The 16,785-nt window shown below is 55.6% G+C and carries 11 protein-coding genes and 1 pseudogene; 7 read left to right on the top strand and 5 right to left on the bottom strand.

Annotated elements, in window-relative coordinates:
• Positions 1-135: 135 nt before the first annotated feature.
• From tnpC to AC4OR5_RS27595, 3 genes and pseudogenes are all read right to left on the bottom strand, one after another.
• Entirely contained in the window at positions 136-498 is a 363-nt protein-coding gene (tnpC, locus tag AC4OR5_RS27605) for a Tn3 family transposase post-transcriptional regulator TnpC (RefSeq protein ID WP_003111043.1), read from the bottom strand.
• Positions 495-3,509, bottom strand: coding sequence for a Tn3 family transposase (locus AC4OR5_RS27600; RefSeq protein WP_116271249.1), 3,015 nt, complete (start codon positions 3,507-3,509; stop codon positions 495-497). Before AC4OR5_RS27600 ends, tnpC begins: the two co-directional genes overlap by 4 nt.
• 109 nt (positions 3,510-3,618) lie before the next feature.
• Positions 3,619-4,567 (bottom strand): annotated as a pseudogene (locus tag AC4OR5_RS27595) (ISNCY family transposase); the annotation flags it as partial.
• Between the two features lie 232 nt (positions 4,568-4,799).
• Here AC4OR5_RS27595 and AC4OR5_RS27590 point away from each other — a divergent pair.
• From AC4OR5_RS27590 to AC4OR5_RS27580, 3 genes are read left to right on the top strand one after another with little or no spacing between them, the layout of a single operon-like run.
• A complete protein-coding gene (locus AC4OR5_RS27590; RefSeq protein WP_110613056.1) occupies positions 4,800-6,644 on the top strand; it encodes a TnsB C-terminal domain-containing protein in 1,845 nt (614 codons plus the stop codon).
• 11 nt (positions 6,645-6,655) lie between these two features.
• Positions 6,656-7,510, top strand: coding sequence for a TniB family NTP-binding protein (locus AC4OR5_RS27585; protein ID WP_158147688.1), 855 nt, complete (start codon positions 6,656-6,658; stop codon positions 7,508-7,510).
• Between the two features lie 8 nt (positions 7,511-7,518).
• Positions 7,519-8,676 (top strand): TniQ family protein, encoded by a 1,158-nt coding sequence (locus AC4OR5_RS27580; protein ID WP_071537214.1) that lies wholly within the window; start codon positions 7,519-7,521, stop codon positions 8,674-8,676.
• Here AC4OR5_RS27580 and AC4OR5_RS27575 read toward each other — a convergent pair.
• Both AC4OR5_RS27575 and AC4OR5_RS27570 read right to left on the bottom strand, forming a co-directional pair.
• Positions 8,650-9,525: a tyrosine-type recombinase/integrase gene (locus tag AC4OR5_RS27575; protein ID WP_141995282.1), complete on the bottom strand. Its 876-nt coding sequence runs from the start codon at positions 9,523-9,525 to the stop codon at positions 8,650-8,652. The two genes, AC4OR5_RS27580 and AC4OR5_RS27575, sit on opposite strands and share 27 nt — an antisense overlap.
• A 160-nt stretch (positions 9,526-9,685) precedes the next feature.
• Positions 9,686-10,786, bottom strand: a complete 1,101-nt coding sequence (locus tag AC4OR5_RS27570) for a tyrosine-type recombinase/integrase (RefSeq protein WP_033986789.1) — start codon at positions 10,784-10,786, stop codon at positions 9,686-9,688.
• 87 nt (positions 10,787-10,873) lie between these two features.
• Between AC4OR5_RS27570 and AC4OR5_RS27565 the strand changes: the two genes are divergently transcribed.
• The 4 genes from AC4OR5_RS27565 to AC4OR5_RS27550 all read left to right on the top strand — a co-directional run bounded on the left by AC4OR5_RS27565 (position 10,874) and on the right by AC4OR5_RS27550 (position 16,669).
• Positions 10,874-11,749, top strand: coding sequence for a DNA-binding protein (locus AC4OR5_RS27565; protein WP_033986788.1), 876 nt, complete (start codon positions 10,874-10,876; stop codon positions 11,747-11,749).
• 349 nt (positions 11,750-12,098) lie between these two features.
• Complete coding sequence (locus tag AC4OR5_RS27560; RefSeq protein WP_181432454.1) at positions 12,099-13,952, top strand: HAD hydrolase family protein; 1,854 nt, start codon at positions 12,099-12,101, stop codon at positions 13,950-13,952.
• Positions 13,942-15,060 carry a phosphoribosyltransferase-like protein gene (locus AC4OR5_RS27555; protein ID WP_012075812.1) on the top strand — a complete coding sequence of 373 codons (1,119 nt, stop codon included), beginning with the start codon at positions 13,942-13,944 and terminating at the stop codon, positions 15,058-15,060. The genes AC4OR5_RS27560 and AC4OR5_RS27555 overlap by 11 nt, the downstream gene beginning before the upstream one ends.
• Complete coding sequence (locus tag AC4OR5_RS27550) at positions 15,053-16,669, top strand: hypothetical protein (RefSeq protein WP_491952855.1); 1,617 nt, start codon at positions 15,053-15,055, stop codon at positions 16,667-16,669. The genes AC4OR5_RS27555 and AC4OR5_RS27550 overlap by 8 nt, the downstream gene beginning before the upstream one ends.
• The last annotated feature ends 116 nt before the right edge of the window (positions 16,670-16,785 follow it).

The raw sequence follows: 16,785 nt of genomic DNA, 5'->3' as shown, positions 1-16,785 counted from the left end.
CAAATTGGCTGCTGAACTGGTCGACGTTCGGGCAATGCCGGCGTTTCTTTGTCGTGATCGCTCAGCGGCTACCGAATCGCTAGGTCACTGATCAAGCCGGGCTGATTCCGGCTCGGCTTGATACGGTTTAACGAGCTACTGCTGATGCTCAGGCTCAAGACTGGTCAAGGGAGTTAGGAAGCCCTGAGCGGAGCGAATCCACGTCGCCAGCGCTTCTAGGCCCAACTGCACAGATTCTGCTTCAGCCCAGATACACGCGTTCTCGGTGGGCGCAGCCGGGGCAGTCCCCTCGACGATAGTCAGTGCCATTGCGTGCAATTTCAGCAGTTCGTCACGCAAGGCGGTGATACCACCCATTTCCGAGAGGCATGCATCCAGACCTTCAACTAGCCGTAGAAGTTGGGATGTATCGAATCCGGCTCGCATTCTGTCCAGTGCTGCGATGTCCACCTCACCGTAGGGTGTGACTCGAAAAGACGCTGACGCAATTTCGATCATATTGCCTCCTCGGCCGCGGCCTTACTGGTCGAGTTGACTCGCAACGAGCCGGCAGCCTGTTGGAATACCGAATCCTTGATCCAGGGCTCCGGCGGTCGGTTGAGCTTAAGGTTGAACTCGCCGAAACGCTTGACGTTACTGGTCAGGTAGGGGCTAAGAAAGGACACGTCCTCATCGGTAAACTGCCACCCTTCGCGGGCTAGTTTCTGCAAGATGCGCATCATGTCCACGGTGTTCTGCAGAATCACCGACGAAGCCACCATGTCGTTGTAACGCAGACGTTTCTGCTGCTCGTCCGGATCGTTTTCGGCAATTACATCGCCGCCGAAAGAGAGCCACTTGGAGAAGCCGTTGTAGGACTCGATTTTGTTGGTGTTCGCAGTGACCTCCTGGCGCAGCTCTCGGCTGCCAATCCAATTGAGCAGGAAAATCGTGCGGATAACACTGCCCAGCGTCTGTGCTGCGAGGTAGAGCTTGTTGCGCCGGCTGTAAGAGCCAAGTTTACGTAGCAGCATGGGCGAGGAAATCTTGCCGGCCTGGATCGACAGCGCAATCTGCATCAGATCCTGCCAGTGAGTTTCGATCAGGTGCCAGTCGGCAGTGTCGGTGAACAGTCGGTTTATGTGCTTGTACGATACGCCTCGATCCGGTCGGCACATCACTAGGTCGCGCCAGTTGCGGATACGCGGCATCAGATTGATACCCAGGAGATGAGTGAAGGCGAATACTGTGGCCGACTGGCCCTGGGTGTCGGAGTAGACCGTATCGGGCTCGACGCTAAGGCTGACTTTGAGCAGTCCCTCTATCACATAGATCGCCTCCCAGATGCCTGGCGGGATGAAGTGCTGGAACACTGCAATGTAGTTGTTGGCCACGTGTCGGTACGCCACGGCCCCCATCTTGCGATAGCGGAAGTGGTAGCCGGCCAGTAGGTTGTCGTCATAGAAGTCGAACTGGGTACCGTCTGCGGCCACTGCTTTGCCATCGCCCCAAAGCTTGGGCAGGTCAAGTTGCAGATAGAGCTCCACCAACTCGCGATTAGCCTTGTCCAGTTTCTCCAGCGAGAGGTGGCGGCGATTGGTATAGGACAGCATATGCGGTGTGACATTACCGGCCAGATGCCGCGCGGCCTGGCTGGGACCGAGATTGCAGCCCATGGCGAAGATCGTCATCAGGTAGCGCTCGGCCGGCTCTTTGAGCTTTGGCTCGTTGCCGGACATCGGTCCGAAATGCCGCGTGAACTGAATCCAGTGCTCAATGTTGGCCATAATGTCCAGCACGTGCCTGGCTGGCATACGCTGCATAAGCGCCGTCTGTAGCGAGATGGCTGAAGGCGGGATGTCCCGTGCCATCACCCGCCGCAGTACCGGCTCGCCTGCATCGTTGATCGACACATCCCCTCGACAGGAAGGGAACTTGTCATCTAACTGTTGCGCGGTTTCCTCCAACTGGCTCTTGAGCGAGGCGACAAACTCCTTCGCTGTGGTAGGAAGGCCCACCTTCTCGCAGTATGCCGGTAGCCACTGGAGACACTCTTCCCAAGGCAGCAACTGTTTACGGTAGTCGGCGAAGGATTCCGATCCCTGCACGCACAGATCACCCGAGCGCAGTTCACTGGCCAGGTAGGAGAACACGCAGACCTCCAGATAACGTCGGTTGGTAGGCGGCCCTTCACTGGTAGGGCGACGCACGATCTTCACCCAGCGATCTGATGCAAACGACAAGTCGACATGCTCATCGATCCATTCACGGTGCAGATTCTCACTGTCCTGAATGAGCTGAAGCGCCTGGATAAGTGAGCGATCCTGGGTGGTGGGCTCCAACTGGAGAAGGTGGCTGAGGCGAAACAGCAGTGAACGATGGGACTTGAAGTGCCTCCAGATCAGCGGCAAGTAGTTATTACCTCCTGTGGCCTGAACTTCAGCACAAACCTCTCGCAACCGATCCATGTTGCCATCGGGGGAGAGGTATTCTCGAATCAGGCTACCAGCCTCCTGGTCATCCGGCTCTTGAACCAGAATCTGCACCACGCCGTCCAGGGTGGCCGCCAGTTGTTCCAACTTCTGACGTTGACGTGCCTGGATTTGCTCCAGCTCCTCCTTGGCGCGTTTGTGGATCGTGGAGATTCTTCGGATGAACATCTCGGCCAGGTGATCTCGGGTTCGCACCCGCATACGGTAGATCAAAGCAAGCATCAGCGTGTAACGCTTCGGCAGCGAGCAGTCCTTCAGTTCAGATACATCCGACGCCGCAGCTTGGGCAGCAAAGTGGCGAATTTTCGTATCGACGATCCCATCAAAAATGGCATCCAGTTTCCCGAAACTCTCTAGCCAGGCTAGGTGGTCGATCAGTACCTCCAGATGCTTGCGCGAGGGTTTCTTGGGTGCCTGTTTGAGTGTGTTGAAGTCACTCTGCCGACGCCCGAAGTCCGTGTCGAGAAGATCCCTTAGCTTATAGATCACCTTGATTGGAGCTCTGGCTACCACAAGGTTGAAGATTTTCTCTTGTGCTTCTGCACGAGCGGCTTCTGCTAGGTCATTCAAGGTCGAATAGGCGGGCAGCTCGTAGTTTTGGCGCAGCAACTCGTCAATGATCGCATTAATAATGTCAGCGCGCTGTTCGAGGAGGGGAGCCATCAACTGTGCATGCGTGGATGCTATGTCTTGACCATCCGAGCCGTAGAACGGTCGAACCCCAAGTTTTTCCCGAACGGCACTCATATGGCGGTAAAGCTGCATCCACTTGTAGGGTGATAGCGCAACCTTGCTGCGTAGACCTATTTGTGTGCGGATGAAATCGACAACTGGCTCCGGCACTTCAGCGATTTCTGGAAAGTATCGGAGTACCTGAAAAGTCTTGAACAGAACAGCGAGATTCAGTCGGAATGCTGCATTAGAGCGACTTTTGACCCACGTGACTTCTTCCTCGGAGAAGCTGAATTCACGCTGAAGCTCGGCCCTCGAATAGGAGCGCGACAAAACAGGGTAGGCGGTACGTTCGAGGGATGCCATGTGTCACTCCTTTCCTTGAACCAGACGGAAAAGATAGACCATGAGGTGCAAGCCAGCGCTTGCCGGATAGAAAGCCTTTCAGAGCAATGGCTTACATTCCAAATGAATGAATTTTCCCCTTATCTCGGCATGACCCCAAGATCAGATCCAAATCTTCATCACTGTGCAGCGGGCGATGGCAGTCATGCTCAGAGCGCGGCGGCTTGGCAAAACGCGCGTTGTAGCTGGCCATAAAGTGGGCTGCAAAGGCATTGGCGTCGGGCATGTTGCTGATTCCGCGAAGCCGCAGCTCCTTGACCAGGCGATCCTGCAGAGTGAGGTTCGCACGCTCCACACGACCTTTGGCCTGGCTGCTGTTGGCGCAAATGCTCTCGATGTTCAACTCGTACATCGCTCGGCCGCACTGGGTATAGCCGTCGCCGCCCTGAGGCGCCTTGTGGTTACTGCGGAACACGCTGGCTTTGTCGCTGTAGAAGGCCAGCGGCTTTCCATGCCGCTCCAGGTAGGCGCGGGTGGCGGTGAAGTAGCTGAAGGTCGATTCGGCTTCGGTGAAATGCAGGTGCATCAGCTGGCTGGTTGCATCATCAATGAAGACCAGCAGCGTGCAGGCCGGTCCATGATCCTCGAACCAGCGATGATCGCTGCCATCGATCTGGATCAGTTCGCCGCAACAGGCACGCCGGTTGCGTGGCTGATAGACCTTGGGCGGCCGTTGCTTGCGCGGTACCCACATGCCGGCATCAACCATGATCCGTCGTACCGTTTCTTTGGCCAGCTTAAGGCCGTGGCACTCGACCAGTTTTTCCTGGGCCAGAGTTGGACCAAAGTCGCTATAGTTCCGTCGAATCAAGCTAATGGCGCGATTCTCCAGATGTTAGGCCGGTTGGGCCATCCTCGCGATAACGCAGAACCAGCCGGTGCACCTGACGTGTCGTCAGGCGCAGACGCTGCGCCGCGGCGGCAGGTTTCAACCGACCCTCGATGATTGTCTCGATGACCTTGAGGCGATCCAGCTCCCGCATGCTCATTGTGACCCATCCGCAAGTTGCCGCAGTCATGGCGTGCCTCCTGTGATGCAGGAGGGAAACCCTAGACGCCGATTTGGGACATTTCTATTTGTCGATTTCAGTTAACCACAAGAACAACTAAGCTATTGTTATCTATAGGAAATATTTCTAACTCCGCAAAAAACCTCCCCGTTACCAATGAATTTATTGCGATTAATGAGAGTTGCGCTTGACTTACTCTAATTAATGCAAATCTACAAAATGTATTATTTTGCGAGTTCTTATGAAGATTTTGAATAAGGGGCAGGGCGTCCTATGGGACGGAAAGCTATGTGCCTACGAAGCCTCCCTGGGGCCAGACTTGGTACAGGTTTACGTGAAGGAAGAAAAGAGATATCAGTCGGTGCCTGTCGGGGAGTTGGCAATAGTTTCATCAACGGAGGGAAGGAGCGAAAAGGCTGTAAGTGATATATCCGAAATAAGCGAAAAAGAGTGGCGGAAGGCAAAGTTTCGATTTGAAATGATAAAAAAGTTTTTAGATGGTGAGCGAACGACAGAAAATCTATCTAAATTATCTAAAAGGCTCAGGCTGAGCTCTAGCAGAGTCTATACGTTGATTAGAAGCTTCGATGAAAGCATGGGGCCTAGATGCTACTTGAGGGAGAGATCCGGAAGGCCCGTTGGTTGTCGTCAGCTTGACCCTCGCGTTGAAGAAATTATTGAAGCCGCCATAAAGAACGAATGGAACGGTCCTGGATCTCGTGTAGCGAAAGTTTGGAAGGCGGTAAAGAGCGTATGCGAGGTCGCAGGGTATTCTGTGCCAGCATTTTTGACAGTTAAGTCGCGCCTGCATGACAGAGGGCAGTTCCAGCTCGACAAATTGAGGATCGGGCTTAAGGCGGCAAACGACCTGCACCAGGCTAGGCCTGGAAAGAATGAGGCCAATGCCCCTCTACACCGATGGCAGATTGATCATACGGTGATTGACTGCATTATTGTGGACGAGATAACCCGAAAGCCTCTCTGCAGGCCTTGGGTTACCTTGATAATCGATGTATATACGCGAGTTGTCATTGGATATTACCTTTCAATACACGCACCCAATACTTACAGTGTTGCCATAGCTCTAACTCATGCTGTTCTTCCCAAGAATAAATGGCTTGCCGTCCTAGATGATCAGGACCTAAGTCATCCTTACTATGGGCGACCTATAGAGTTGCACATGGACAATGCAAAGGAGTTCAAGTCTAAGCCATTCAGGAGAGCCGCGGCTGACAACCAAATCAAGCTTGTATGGCGCCCCAAGGGCAAGCCATGGTGGGGAGGACATATTGAGCGCTTGAATGGAACACTCGCTATGGGGTATGTCCACTATCTCCCGGGGACCACCCTCTCGAACGTCGAGGTAAGAGGTGACTACGATAGCGAAAAGGAGGCCTGCCTTACATTCTCGGAGTTCAAGTTATGGTTTGCCAGGGCTATTCAGATATACCATCATGAAAAACATAGAGCTCTGGGCGTTTCGCCACACCAGAAATGGATGGAGGCATTCACAAAAAGTGGTGTGCTAACACATCCTGCACTCTTGGATGATCCTATGAAATTTTTATTGGACTTTATGCCGGAGGAGAGTCGATGCATAAGCAGGTCTGGAATTATATTTAAAAAATTCAATTATTGGTCGCCAGCCTTGGCGCCATACGTCAAATCAGGAAGCTGCAAGGTAAAGTATAATCCGCTCTCGCTTAAACAGATATGGGTATGGGTGCCTGGCGGTAGATATATAGAGGTTCCATATTCAGATTTGTCGCTTCCTGATATTACTCTTGAGGAACTGAATGTTGCCAAAAAGCAGGTCTCTGAAGAGGCAAATAAGTATCCGGGTCATGAATCAAAAAATTATTCTCGTTTGGTAATTAATCAGATAAGCAAGAATCGCCAATTGGTTGAGCAGGCTAAATTGGCAACCAAAAAGGCGAGAAAGACTAGTGAGAACTTGAGGCAAGGCGAGTTCTTTCACAAAATCTTGCCTGTTGATGCTCCGGAGAACGCCTGTATGACAAGTGAAGACGATACTGATTTAGACTCTTCACCTAAGCCAAGCCTATACGATATAGATCTCTCATGAGTGAGCGACAAATGAGTAGCTTCGAGCATGTTATAGAAGGACGTCGACATCTTGTGGAGGCCGAAGAGTGTCTCCGACTGAACGTAATCTATGAAGATGTCTGGATTAATTACCCAGGTGCAGATTATATTTTGAAACTGATTGGCACTTTCCTAAGAATGCCAGAGAAGATTCAAGCGCCTAGTGTTCTAGTGTATGGCGACCCAGGTATAGGGAAAACGGCGTTATTTCAAAGGATAGCTCGAACATACGGTTTTAGCTCTGGTGTAGAGAAGTGTGTTGCCTGCCTAACTTTGGCGGAAGAGAATCCCGAAAATAGCAAGGCCTTTCGCTCGCTGGTTGTTCGTGCATTAACGGCAGGGGCTTATGATAATCCCAATCTTGCAGACGAGACTTTGCTTGCCTCCATTCGATCACTAAACATCAAAGCACTGGCAGTAGACGAGCTAAATGATATGCTTCTATGCTCTGCGTCGGAAGTTCGTAAGAATATTAGGCTCTTGAAAAAGCTCTCTGGCAGGCCTTTTGGTCTGTCAGTCATTGGTCTAGGTACTGCTGATAGTGAGTCCGTGATTGGCTATGAGAAACAGATGGATCGCCGATTTGAGAAGATTAAACTCAAGCCGTGGCAAGCCAGCGAAGAGTTTGAGTCATTCTTGGCGAGCTTTGAGGCTACTTTGCCCTTGAAATATCCATCCAGGCTATATTCTCGTCGCAATATAAATTATTTGCTCAAGGAGACGGATGGGATTCTTGACGAGATACTGAAGCGGATCTGCAATGCAGCCGCTTATGCAATCCTTGAGGGTGGAGAAAAGATCACTATGGATCTTCTAAAGAAGGGGGAGCGACGGCCCATATTCTAGGAGGCGTCATGATGATCTTTGCGGAAGACGAGTCTATTTCATCATGGATTTGCAGACAGATAGTCTATAGGCGTCTAGAGGCTGCTAACGCAAGCTGGTTGCTGCTGTCGGATTTTATTCGCGGAAAAGAGCTACATGGAGATATTGATTTCAATTACAGTGAGCAAGATGCTGAAAGGGTAGAGGAATTAATTGGTGCACTTCCGAGTAATTTTCTCAATCAAGCCAAGCCCTCTCCGTTCTGGCTGCTACCAGACCACCGAGCTCGCGCTTCGTTCTGCAAGCTGTGCGTGAAGAGAGATCTCCTGACATTCAGAGTGCCAGTGTGGCGGCGTGAATGGTCTACCGGATGGTACGTTGTCTGCCCCGAACATAAAGTGCCTATGACTACTCTCAAAGGCCCATATGGCGTGCTCAGAACCGAAGATCGAAACAAGTCGGCAAGTCGTTATCTTCTTGAGTCCCGAGATCTGCAACCTGCACTCGCAGAGAGTCGCGAGCTATCGACAGAGGGTGTGAATTATCAATGCAGACAAGTTCAGGCGCTGGTCGGCATGGCATGGTCTCTACAGAGACCGATTCTTGCGGCAGTAGAAGCCGGGGATATCAATCAACAACAACACGATGTGGTGCTGGATCTCTGTAGCGCCATGCTTCGCCCCTATACGCCTAGTGTTGAGGGTACTCCCTACGTGCAGTGGATTGCTCAGCACGTTTTTGGTCGAGAATCCCCAGGTCCGCTGGACGAACCCGTAAAAAGAATGCGCCTAGATTATGAGCAATTCCAGATGTCTCTTGAGCAATCGGCCCAGACTCCCTGCGCCCATCGGCGAATGATCGCTCTTGGATTGACTGCATGCATTTTGGGGTGTGATGATGTTTATCCGCCTTGGGCTGATTTCGTGGATGCAAGTAGGCAGCGTGGGTTGTTGGTGGCAGATAGCCCGGACTGGCTTTACTGTGCGGTGCTGGGCCCAGCGGGGTCGCACGCGAGGATGTGGCACCTGAATCGTATTAGAGCGTACGCCCCACCACTTAGAGAGTATTTTTTAGAGCTGATCAATAGCCCAGCGCCAAGCTCTAGATTAAAAAATGTGTCGCGCAACATTATGCGTTTGGCTCCTGAAGAGCAACCCGCCTCACCTGGCATACCTAAGCTTTGCTAGCGCAGGTGCCCAACCGACATGGTTCATGATCTCCATGAACCCCCAGCCTTGGTTGTATGCCCACTCTGCAAAACCGACACGAAGGCTGTGACTGGTAAAGTCAATGTCTATTTCGGCCTGTTTAGTTAGCTTTCTAAGAGCCTCATTAACGTTGGATTGCCTTGTGTTATCAATAGTCCCCCAGCGGCTGATTGCAGGGAATACAATTCCAGAGGTGATGCCTGACACGGCCAGCCATTGCTCCATTGCCTGAACGGGGCAATGTGGTTCCATTGCAGGAATATTGAGAAGAGCCCCTTGGCCGGCGTTACTCTTATAAATTACCATGCCTTCAGCGGGTGTGATCAGTATCTGCTCAACCTTGAGTGAGTTAAGATCACCGGATCTAAATCCACGCCAGAAACCTAACGAGAACATGGCTTTGTCTCGATACATGCGTAACAACTGCTCCTTCTTATTTTCGCTGACTGCTAGTTGAAGCACGCTTTCATGAATACTCATGATTTTGTCGAAATTATGAAACTCCAAGGGAGGCCGGCTTCTTCCCCCTACCCGACAGATCCGCTCGGCCTCACTCAAGGCCTGTCTGACGCGCGATGTTTTGGTTGGATCCTGAAATCCAAAACCATAGTGCCAGTGTGACAGCGCAGCCATGCGATGTGAAATTGTACTGAAAGAATAAGTGGTTGATAGATCCGCTATGTAGTTGAGGATCATATGCTCAGTTGCTGGAAGAAGGCCGCCGTTGGACTTGAAATGCTCTCGAGCCTGTCGATAGGCTTTTTCGGTGGCAGCAGATATCGGTCGTTCATATTGTGGCGAGCGTATATCCCGAATATCTTTCTCCACAGGAGACTCCTCAATCGAGCGATATGGAGTTTATAGTGTAGCCAATCCACCGGGAATTCGACTGCTCAACTTTTGTGCGCCTTGAGCATCTACCTCACTCTTTCGACATCTGCGCACCTATCTTCACTCTGTATGTCCCAAGGCTCCTGCGCCAATAACGCTATTCTTCAGGGTAGTCAGGCACTTCCAACGGCAGAGCAAGCAAGCGAGTCGCGCGACTACCCAGCAAGGTGCCGGCCTGGAAATAGCCCATCACCGTGGGCACCGAGCGGTGTTCGGTCATGGCCATGACCTCGCCCAGCGGTACGCCCTGGCGCCCGGCTTCGCTGACAAAGCCCGATCTCAGGCTATGCGCCGCCCAGTCGCCCTCGAGCCCAGCCAGTTTGGCCCGACGCTGCACGATGCGCGCGACCTGGTCGTTGGACAAGCCTGCCGTCCCCACCCGACCGCCGCGGTAGAGCCGCCGAAACAGTGGCCCCGTAGCGGCGGGCGCCACTGCCAGCCAGGCCGCGAGTGCTTGTGCCGCGGGGCCACGCAGTGGCTTTTCCCGGCGCATGCCTTCTGTCTCGGTTTTGGTGACGCCCAGGGAATAGAGCCAGGTGTCGGCATCCAACTGACGCACATCGCCGATCTGCAGTCCCACGACTTCCGAGCGCCGCCGGCCACCACCGCTCCACGCCAGGAGGAGCAGGGCGCGGTCGCGCAGGCCCCGCACGCCGTCACTGCAAGTGGCCAACATCGCTTCCAGCGGTTCCCGAACGGCGGCGGTCTTCTTGCGCACGCTGACGCCCTGACGGGCCTGAGCCTTGCGCGCCTCACGTAGCAACGCCTTCACCGCGGCGCTGTCGGTCGGACTCGGCCAGCTCTTCAGGTCATGCCACTTGGCGAGCACCGCCAGGCGATGGCGCACCGTGTTGTAGCGCAGGGCGCCGAGTTTGGCCTTGACGCCCGCGTCAACCAGCGCGGCATCCAGTGCCGGCGGCAGTAAGTGAACCCAGTCACCGTCTGCCGGGCGCGCCAGATGATCAAGGATGAACTGCACCGCTACGGTGTCCGCCAGCGGCCCCATTTCCAGTGTCTGGCCGTAGCGCACTTGCAGCCAGCCGGCCCAATAGGCGAGGGCGCTACGGTAGCTGCGCACGGTATTGGCGGCGGTACCGGCGGCAACGAATGCGGCAGCGGCGGCACGGGCCTCGGCGTCCAGGCGATCGACGGCCAGCAGGGGGCTGTCGCCGGACAGTAGCGGTATCGTATTATTCATTACGTCCAACGTATTAAATATTCAGTTTCTATTCAATTAGGTCGGATAACATCCGATTATCAGACTTAATATAACGGGAGGCAGGGCATGGCGGTAGGCGTACCGGAAACCGAGGTGTTCGCGGCGGCGGATGCGGTCTTGGCGCGGGGTGAGCGGCCGACGGTGGAGCGCGTGCGCCTGGAGCTGGGGCGCGGCAGCCCGGCGCGGGTCGGGGCCCTGCTCGATCAGTGGTGGGAGCGGCTGGCCCAGCGCCTGCGCGGCGAAACGCGCTTACCGGCGCTGCCGGCAGAGGTGGCGGAGGCCTTCGTCGCGATATGGCAGCAGGCCATGCTGCTCGCCGATGGGGTGGCCGAGCAGGCGCTGGCGGAGCGTCGTACCGTGCTGGAAGCCGAGCGGCTGCGCGTCGCCGCGGTCGAGAACGAGAGTCGCCAGGCCGTGGCCCAGGCCCGACAACAGGTGGCCGCCGCACAGGCAGCGCAACAGAGCGCTGAGACGCGCCTGGCCGACCTGGAGCTGCTGCTCGTGCAGCGCCAGGCGCAGTTGGACGACCTGCAAAGCCGCTGCGTGGCGCTCACGACGGAACGGAAGGAGGCCCTGCACGACGCCAGCATCCTGCGCCAAGAACTGCAGGCGGCGCAGCGCCAGCTGACGCGGGAGCACGAATCCTCGGCCAGCTATGTGCGCGGCGTGGAGGGCCGGGCGCACCGCGAAGTTGATCGCGCCCGCGAGGAGAGCCGGGCAGCGGCTGCTCAACTGAAGACGGCCGGGAAGCAACAGGAACAGCTGCGCCAGCGGCTCGATACGGCGCTGGCTCAGCTCAGCGAGGCGCAACAACTCGCTGCCGCGGAGTCGGCACGGGCGCTGACCCTGGCGCAGCAGCTAAGCCCACCGGTACGCACTCGGCGCGCCAGCACCAAGCCAACGAAGTCAGCCAAGCCAGCGAAACGGGCGGATTCGGAATAACGCCCGGGAGTTGTCAGTCGCCCGGACGGGCAGATGGCAAGCGAGGCAAACTTGTCTGGCGGTCCCAAAGTAGCCTGGCGCATTGGCAGCGCCGGGCTCGCCGACCTTGACCCTCGGTTAGTCGACGCCGCTGCACGGGGAATCGATCAAGACCGGGGCAGAGTATTGGAGCTTTTCGATGATTGCTCTAACCTCTGGATCAAGGCGAGATGCCACTACGCAATGGCCGCAAGACTATCAGGCTAGGAAGGGAGAACAGGTGGGAAAGCCATATGCCGCAGAACTAGACGCTATTCCCTCGACGTTTGAGTGGGCAACTCAGCAGTCAGTCGAACCGCTGCAGCGGTACTTGAGTCGCTGGACCGGCGAATACGCGTGCTTTGTCGGCTCCGGCGGCTCGTATTCGGCAGCTTATGCCGCCGCCGAACTTCGGGAGATTGCGCACGGTTCCCCGACGCGAGCACTGACGCCGATGGAGCTGTCGGCTAAAGCCCGGTTCACCCCAAGCTCCAAGGTCATGCTGCTGTCTGCCGAAGGGCGCAATCCTGATGTGCTAGCCGCCGCTTCCTATGCCATGCAGTCGGATATGACCTGCGCGGCGCTGACTTTGACGTCGGACAACCCGTTGATTCGGCGTGCCGGAGAGAACCTTGCCACACGGGTATTTGCTTATGACATGCCGTGGGGAAAGGACGGGTACCTGGCGACCAACACGCTGATCGCCACCGTATTGCTGCTGCACTGTGCCTTGTTTCCCAAAAACTATAGTCAGACGTTTCTCGCCCAACTGTTTGAGGAGCAGAGGCTGCGTAACCTTCGCGACCAGTGGTACCAGGACAGTACCCTCAGGGCTATAGGCGGGCGTAACTTCATCGTGTTGCACGATCCGATGACTAAGTCATTTGCGATTGACCTCGAATCGAAGCTTTCAGAGTCTGCCGTAGCAAAGGTGGAGATCGCCGACTACCGCCAGTTTGCTCACGGCCGCCATTTGCAGTTGGCCTCCGACACCAAGGGAACTGCCGTCATCGCGGCCTATAGCGCTGAGGCACGCGCACTTGCTGAAGCAACCCTGGCGCTGTTCCCGCCGGACATTCTGACCTTTCAGCTCGAAATTCCCGGCGATGAGCCGAACGAATTGGTGGTTGCCGGACTGGTGATGGCGACGCTCTTGACTGAAGCCATTGCCGGTGCGGTGCAGCGCGACCCAGGACAACCGATAGTGCCGCAGTTTGGTCGGGACATTTACCGGCTGGACAGCAGCCACCACTACCAGGGTGTGTCCCAGTCCACCAATCGCTACCGACTGGCAGCGAGACGCAAGTTTGACCACCTCAACGTCTCCGACGAGGAAATGGCGAAAGCCACCGTCGCCGCCGAAATCTACGAGGCCAAGCTGGAAGGCGCACGGTATAGGGCCATCATCAGTGACTTTGATGGCACCCTGTGCAATGCCGAGCAACGATACAGCGGTATGTGTCCGGCCATTGCACAGCGCATCATGGAGTTGATTGAGGATGGAGTGGTGTTTTCGATCGCTTCCGGCCGTGGTGGCTCGTTGCGGACGGATCTCATGAAAGCGTTTCCACCGGACTATCACCCAGTCATCTGGGTCGGCTACTACGGGGGCTCACTGATCCAGCCCCTGAACGTCGAGGTTGAACATCCCGCCGCCAATCAGGACTTCAAGAGCCTGCTGGGGTGGTTGAAAACCACGGTGTACTACCCTCGACTGAAAAGCTTCGATGAGTCGGTCCGGGGCGGGCAGTTGACCATTCGCGTGTCCAGCCCTGAGGAATCGAGAAAGTTGCGCTTGGCGCTGCGCACACGTCTCAATGCGGCGGGCTTGTCGACCTGGCGGGTTTTTTGTTCGGGACATTCCATCGATGTGCTGGATAGCCGTACCAACAAGAACAACGTCGTGCGCACGATCGCACAGAAATTCGGATTCGATCCGCTCACTCAGGTGCTGCGCCTAGGAGATAGTGGGGATGAAGACGGCAATGACTATGAGTTGCTGAGTGAGGGCTGTAGCCTGAGCGCAGACCGCGTTTCTGCCTCGCTTACCTCCTGCTGGAATTTTGCCACCCCAGGTTGCAGTCAGGCCGGCGCCACTAAGCGGTATTTGGACCACCTGCACAAAGTCGAGGAGGGGTACGAGTTGCGTTTCGACCTGCCAAGGAAGGTGTCGTTTGAAAAGTAGTATTGCGCTGCGATTGCTCGCAGACCAATTAGCATGGACCGATGAAGAAGTCACCGAGGAGTTTCCCGCCCTCCAGCTGATGGTCACGCACAAGTACGACGGCTACCAGGGATTTCAACCGGCTTCGCGATTTCACGTCGCCCTGTTGAATTGGTTGAGCCAGTTCGCTTCAGTCGAGCAGAGGCGTCTGGCTTTTAACTTCATCAAGGATCGCCTGATCTACATTACGCAGCGCGAGATGCATCATCTGGTGAGCCTGATGATGCCAACCTTGGATCGGCTCATGCGCAAGCAGGTGGCTGCCGAACTGGGCATTCAGTTCTTTGAGACGTGGACAGACACGGCGGCAGAACGACGCTTGGGCTTGCTGCGCCGGAGGACACTGTTCGTCGGGTTGAGCGACGGGGCGCGTATCGACGTTTTCCGCCGCTACAATGAGGGATTGATCTCCAATGAACAGGTAGTGCCCTTCAGCGAAATGTCTGAACAGAAGTGGACAAGCTTGGTCGATGAACTCGGCAAGTGGCTCAAGAAGCACGACTACAAAGATGAACCGGCCATTTTCGAGGCAGTCTGCCTGGTCGACGACTTTGCCGGCTCTGGCGCCTCGCTGTTGCGATTCGACGAGAAAGAGCAGCGCTGGAAAGGAAAGATCAACAAATTCTACGAGGCCAATGTTGGCAAAATTGGCACCTCGCTGGCCCTTCAGTGCCAACTCTATGCCCATCATCATTTGGCTTCGCATCAGGCCGAGCAGACCATTGCCCAGCGGCTGACTGGGTACAGCGCCAACCACACCGAATTTTGTTTCAAGTCCACGTTCTCCTACGTGCTCCCCAGCGACATCGTCATTGGCGAGCAGACCGAACCAGCGGAACTGGTGCAACTGATTAAGACCTGCTACGACCCCGGCATTGAGGATGACCATCTCGGGAGCGCTGCGTGGTTCGGCTATAGCGGCTGTGGTCTGCCGCTGATTCTTGAGCACAACACTCCCAACAACTCCATCGCGCTGCTCTGGGCCGATTCCTCCGGGGCGAGGCAGTCCTGCCCGCATCAAATGAAGCCTCTCTTCGCCCGACGGAAACGGCACTCAAGTCATGGATAACCCATTCAAGAAGCGCGCCACCGAATATGTGGCCGATCCAAGCACGCTGCTGCCGCTGGTCAGCCATACCCCCATCCAGGAGTTCTTTTCACCCGACGGCGGCGAACTCCTGGAGAAGCTGAGCATCGTGGTGGGCACTCCAGGGTGTGGCAAGACCACCATTGCTCGCGTTATCGAGTTTGAGTCGCTGGCGACCCTGGCCCGCGATCCAGTGGAAATCAACAAGGAGCTGGCGACGACGCTCACGCACTTGCGCATCCTGGAAGACAGCACGCCGTCCCTCTTGGCCTATCGCCTGCCGATGACCACAAACTTTCGCAGTATCTGGGATCTACCCTATCCCGAGTCGCTCCGAGCGACACTCTTGCGGGCGTATGTGCAATCAAAAGCCGTACTGGGCTGGTTCCGGCAGCTTGAGAGCATTGAAAGCATCGACCTCGAGCAAATCGAGATCATTACCCGTAGCGATTCGGAGTCGGCACGAGAAGTGCTCAGGGCCGACACGCCCAGCGCGTTCCGCGAGAAAGCGCGGCAGGTCGAGCTCGCCGTATTCAAGGTGATTACCGCGCTAGTCGCACCCAGTGAACGGGACTTGGCCGAAGTCATTAATACCAAGTACGACGTCTTTGAATATATCGAGCGCATTCGTGTCAAAAATTGGGTGAGCAGTTCGAACCTTGTATATGCCGAGCTGCGCCCAATGGCCATTGTGGACGATGCTCATGAACTGCATCCATTGCAGTTCGCTCAACTGCGTGATTGGCTAAAAAGTCGGAACATTCGCGTCGGACGATGGGTGATGTGCCGCCCCGATGTGGTGTCACCCGAGGATTACCGGGAGGCAATGGCCAAGGATGTACTGGAAGAAGAGCAACGCCATGGCACGGCGCGTGGGCGTGATTACATCCTCAAACTGATGCAGCCCAGTCACCGCAACACCCGACGGTTTCAGGTGGTGGCTCGTGACATCAGTGCGCGCTATCTCCATGGGATCACAGAACTGTCCCGGCGTTCGGTGAGGAGTTTAGGCGGCGTTCTTGATCACGATCATGTGGTGCTCGCGCCCGCGCAGTTGGAGCAGTTGCGTAATAGCGTTGAGACGTTTGCACGTGAATCAAAGCTCTCGGACGCGGTGCTCCACTCGCTCCGTTCGCGCATTCCCGCAACACTTCCAGCTGACGAAGCGACAGCGGCGTTTCGCATACTGCTGCGCCGAGAGTGGAACAGGAGCCCGCAACTGGGTCTACTTGATGATGACCCCGCTGAGGAACCTGTCACGGGTGATCGCCCAGTCAGCTCAGCGCTGCTTGAGGGCGCTCGCCTGCAGTTGTTTCATGAGTTCGGTCGGCCTTACTACTTCGGCATGGACAAACTCGCCGAGGCGAGCAACAACAACATCGAGCAGTTCATTCGTCTTTCCGGCGTGCTGATCGATGAACTTATCGCTCGGGTGGTGCGCGGCAAGACCCCAGAACTTTCGGCGAAACTCCAGCATGATGTGTTGCGAAAACTGGCTGCGCGGATCATGGAGGAGTGGGATTTCCCCTATCATGCGCTGGTTAAGGATGTGATCAGTGGGATGGCACAGCGATGCCTGGAGCGCACCTGAGGGTGTCCGAAATTTTGTGTAACCGGCTCATGAGCGACACTGTCGCTGAGAACTGGAGACACCATGAACAAGACGCCCCACACCATTACCGACGAACTGCTGGATCAGCTTCTGGC

It is taken from the genome of Pseudomonas sp. YA1 (genome assembly GCF_058680555.1).
Note: the sequence above shows the minus strand (reverse complement) of the source record. Positions and strands in the feature narration are given on the sequence as shown.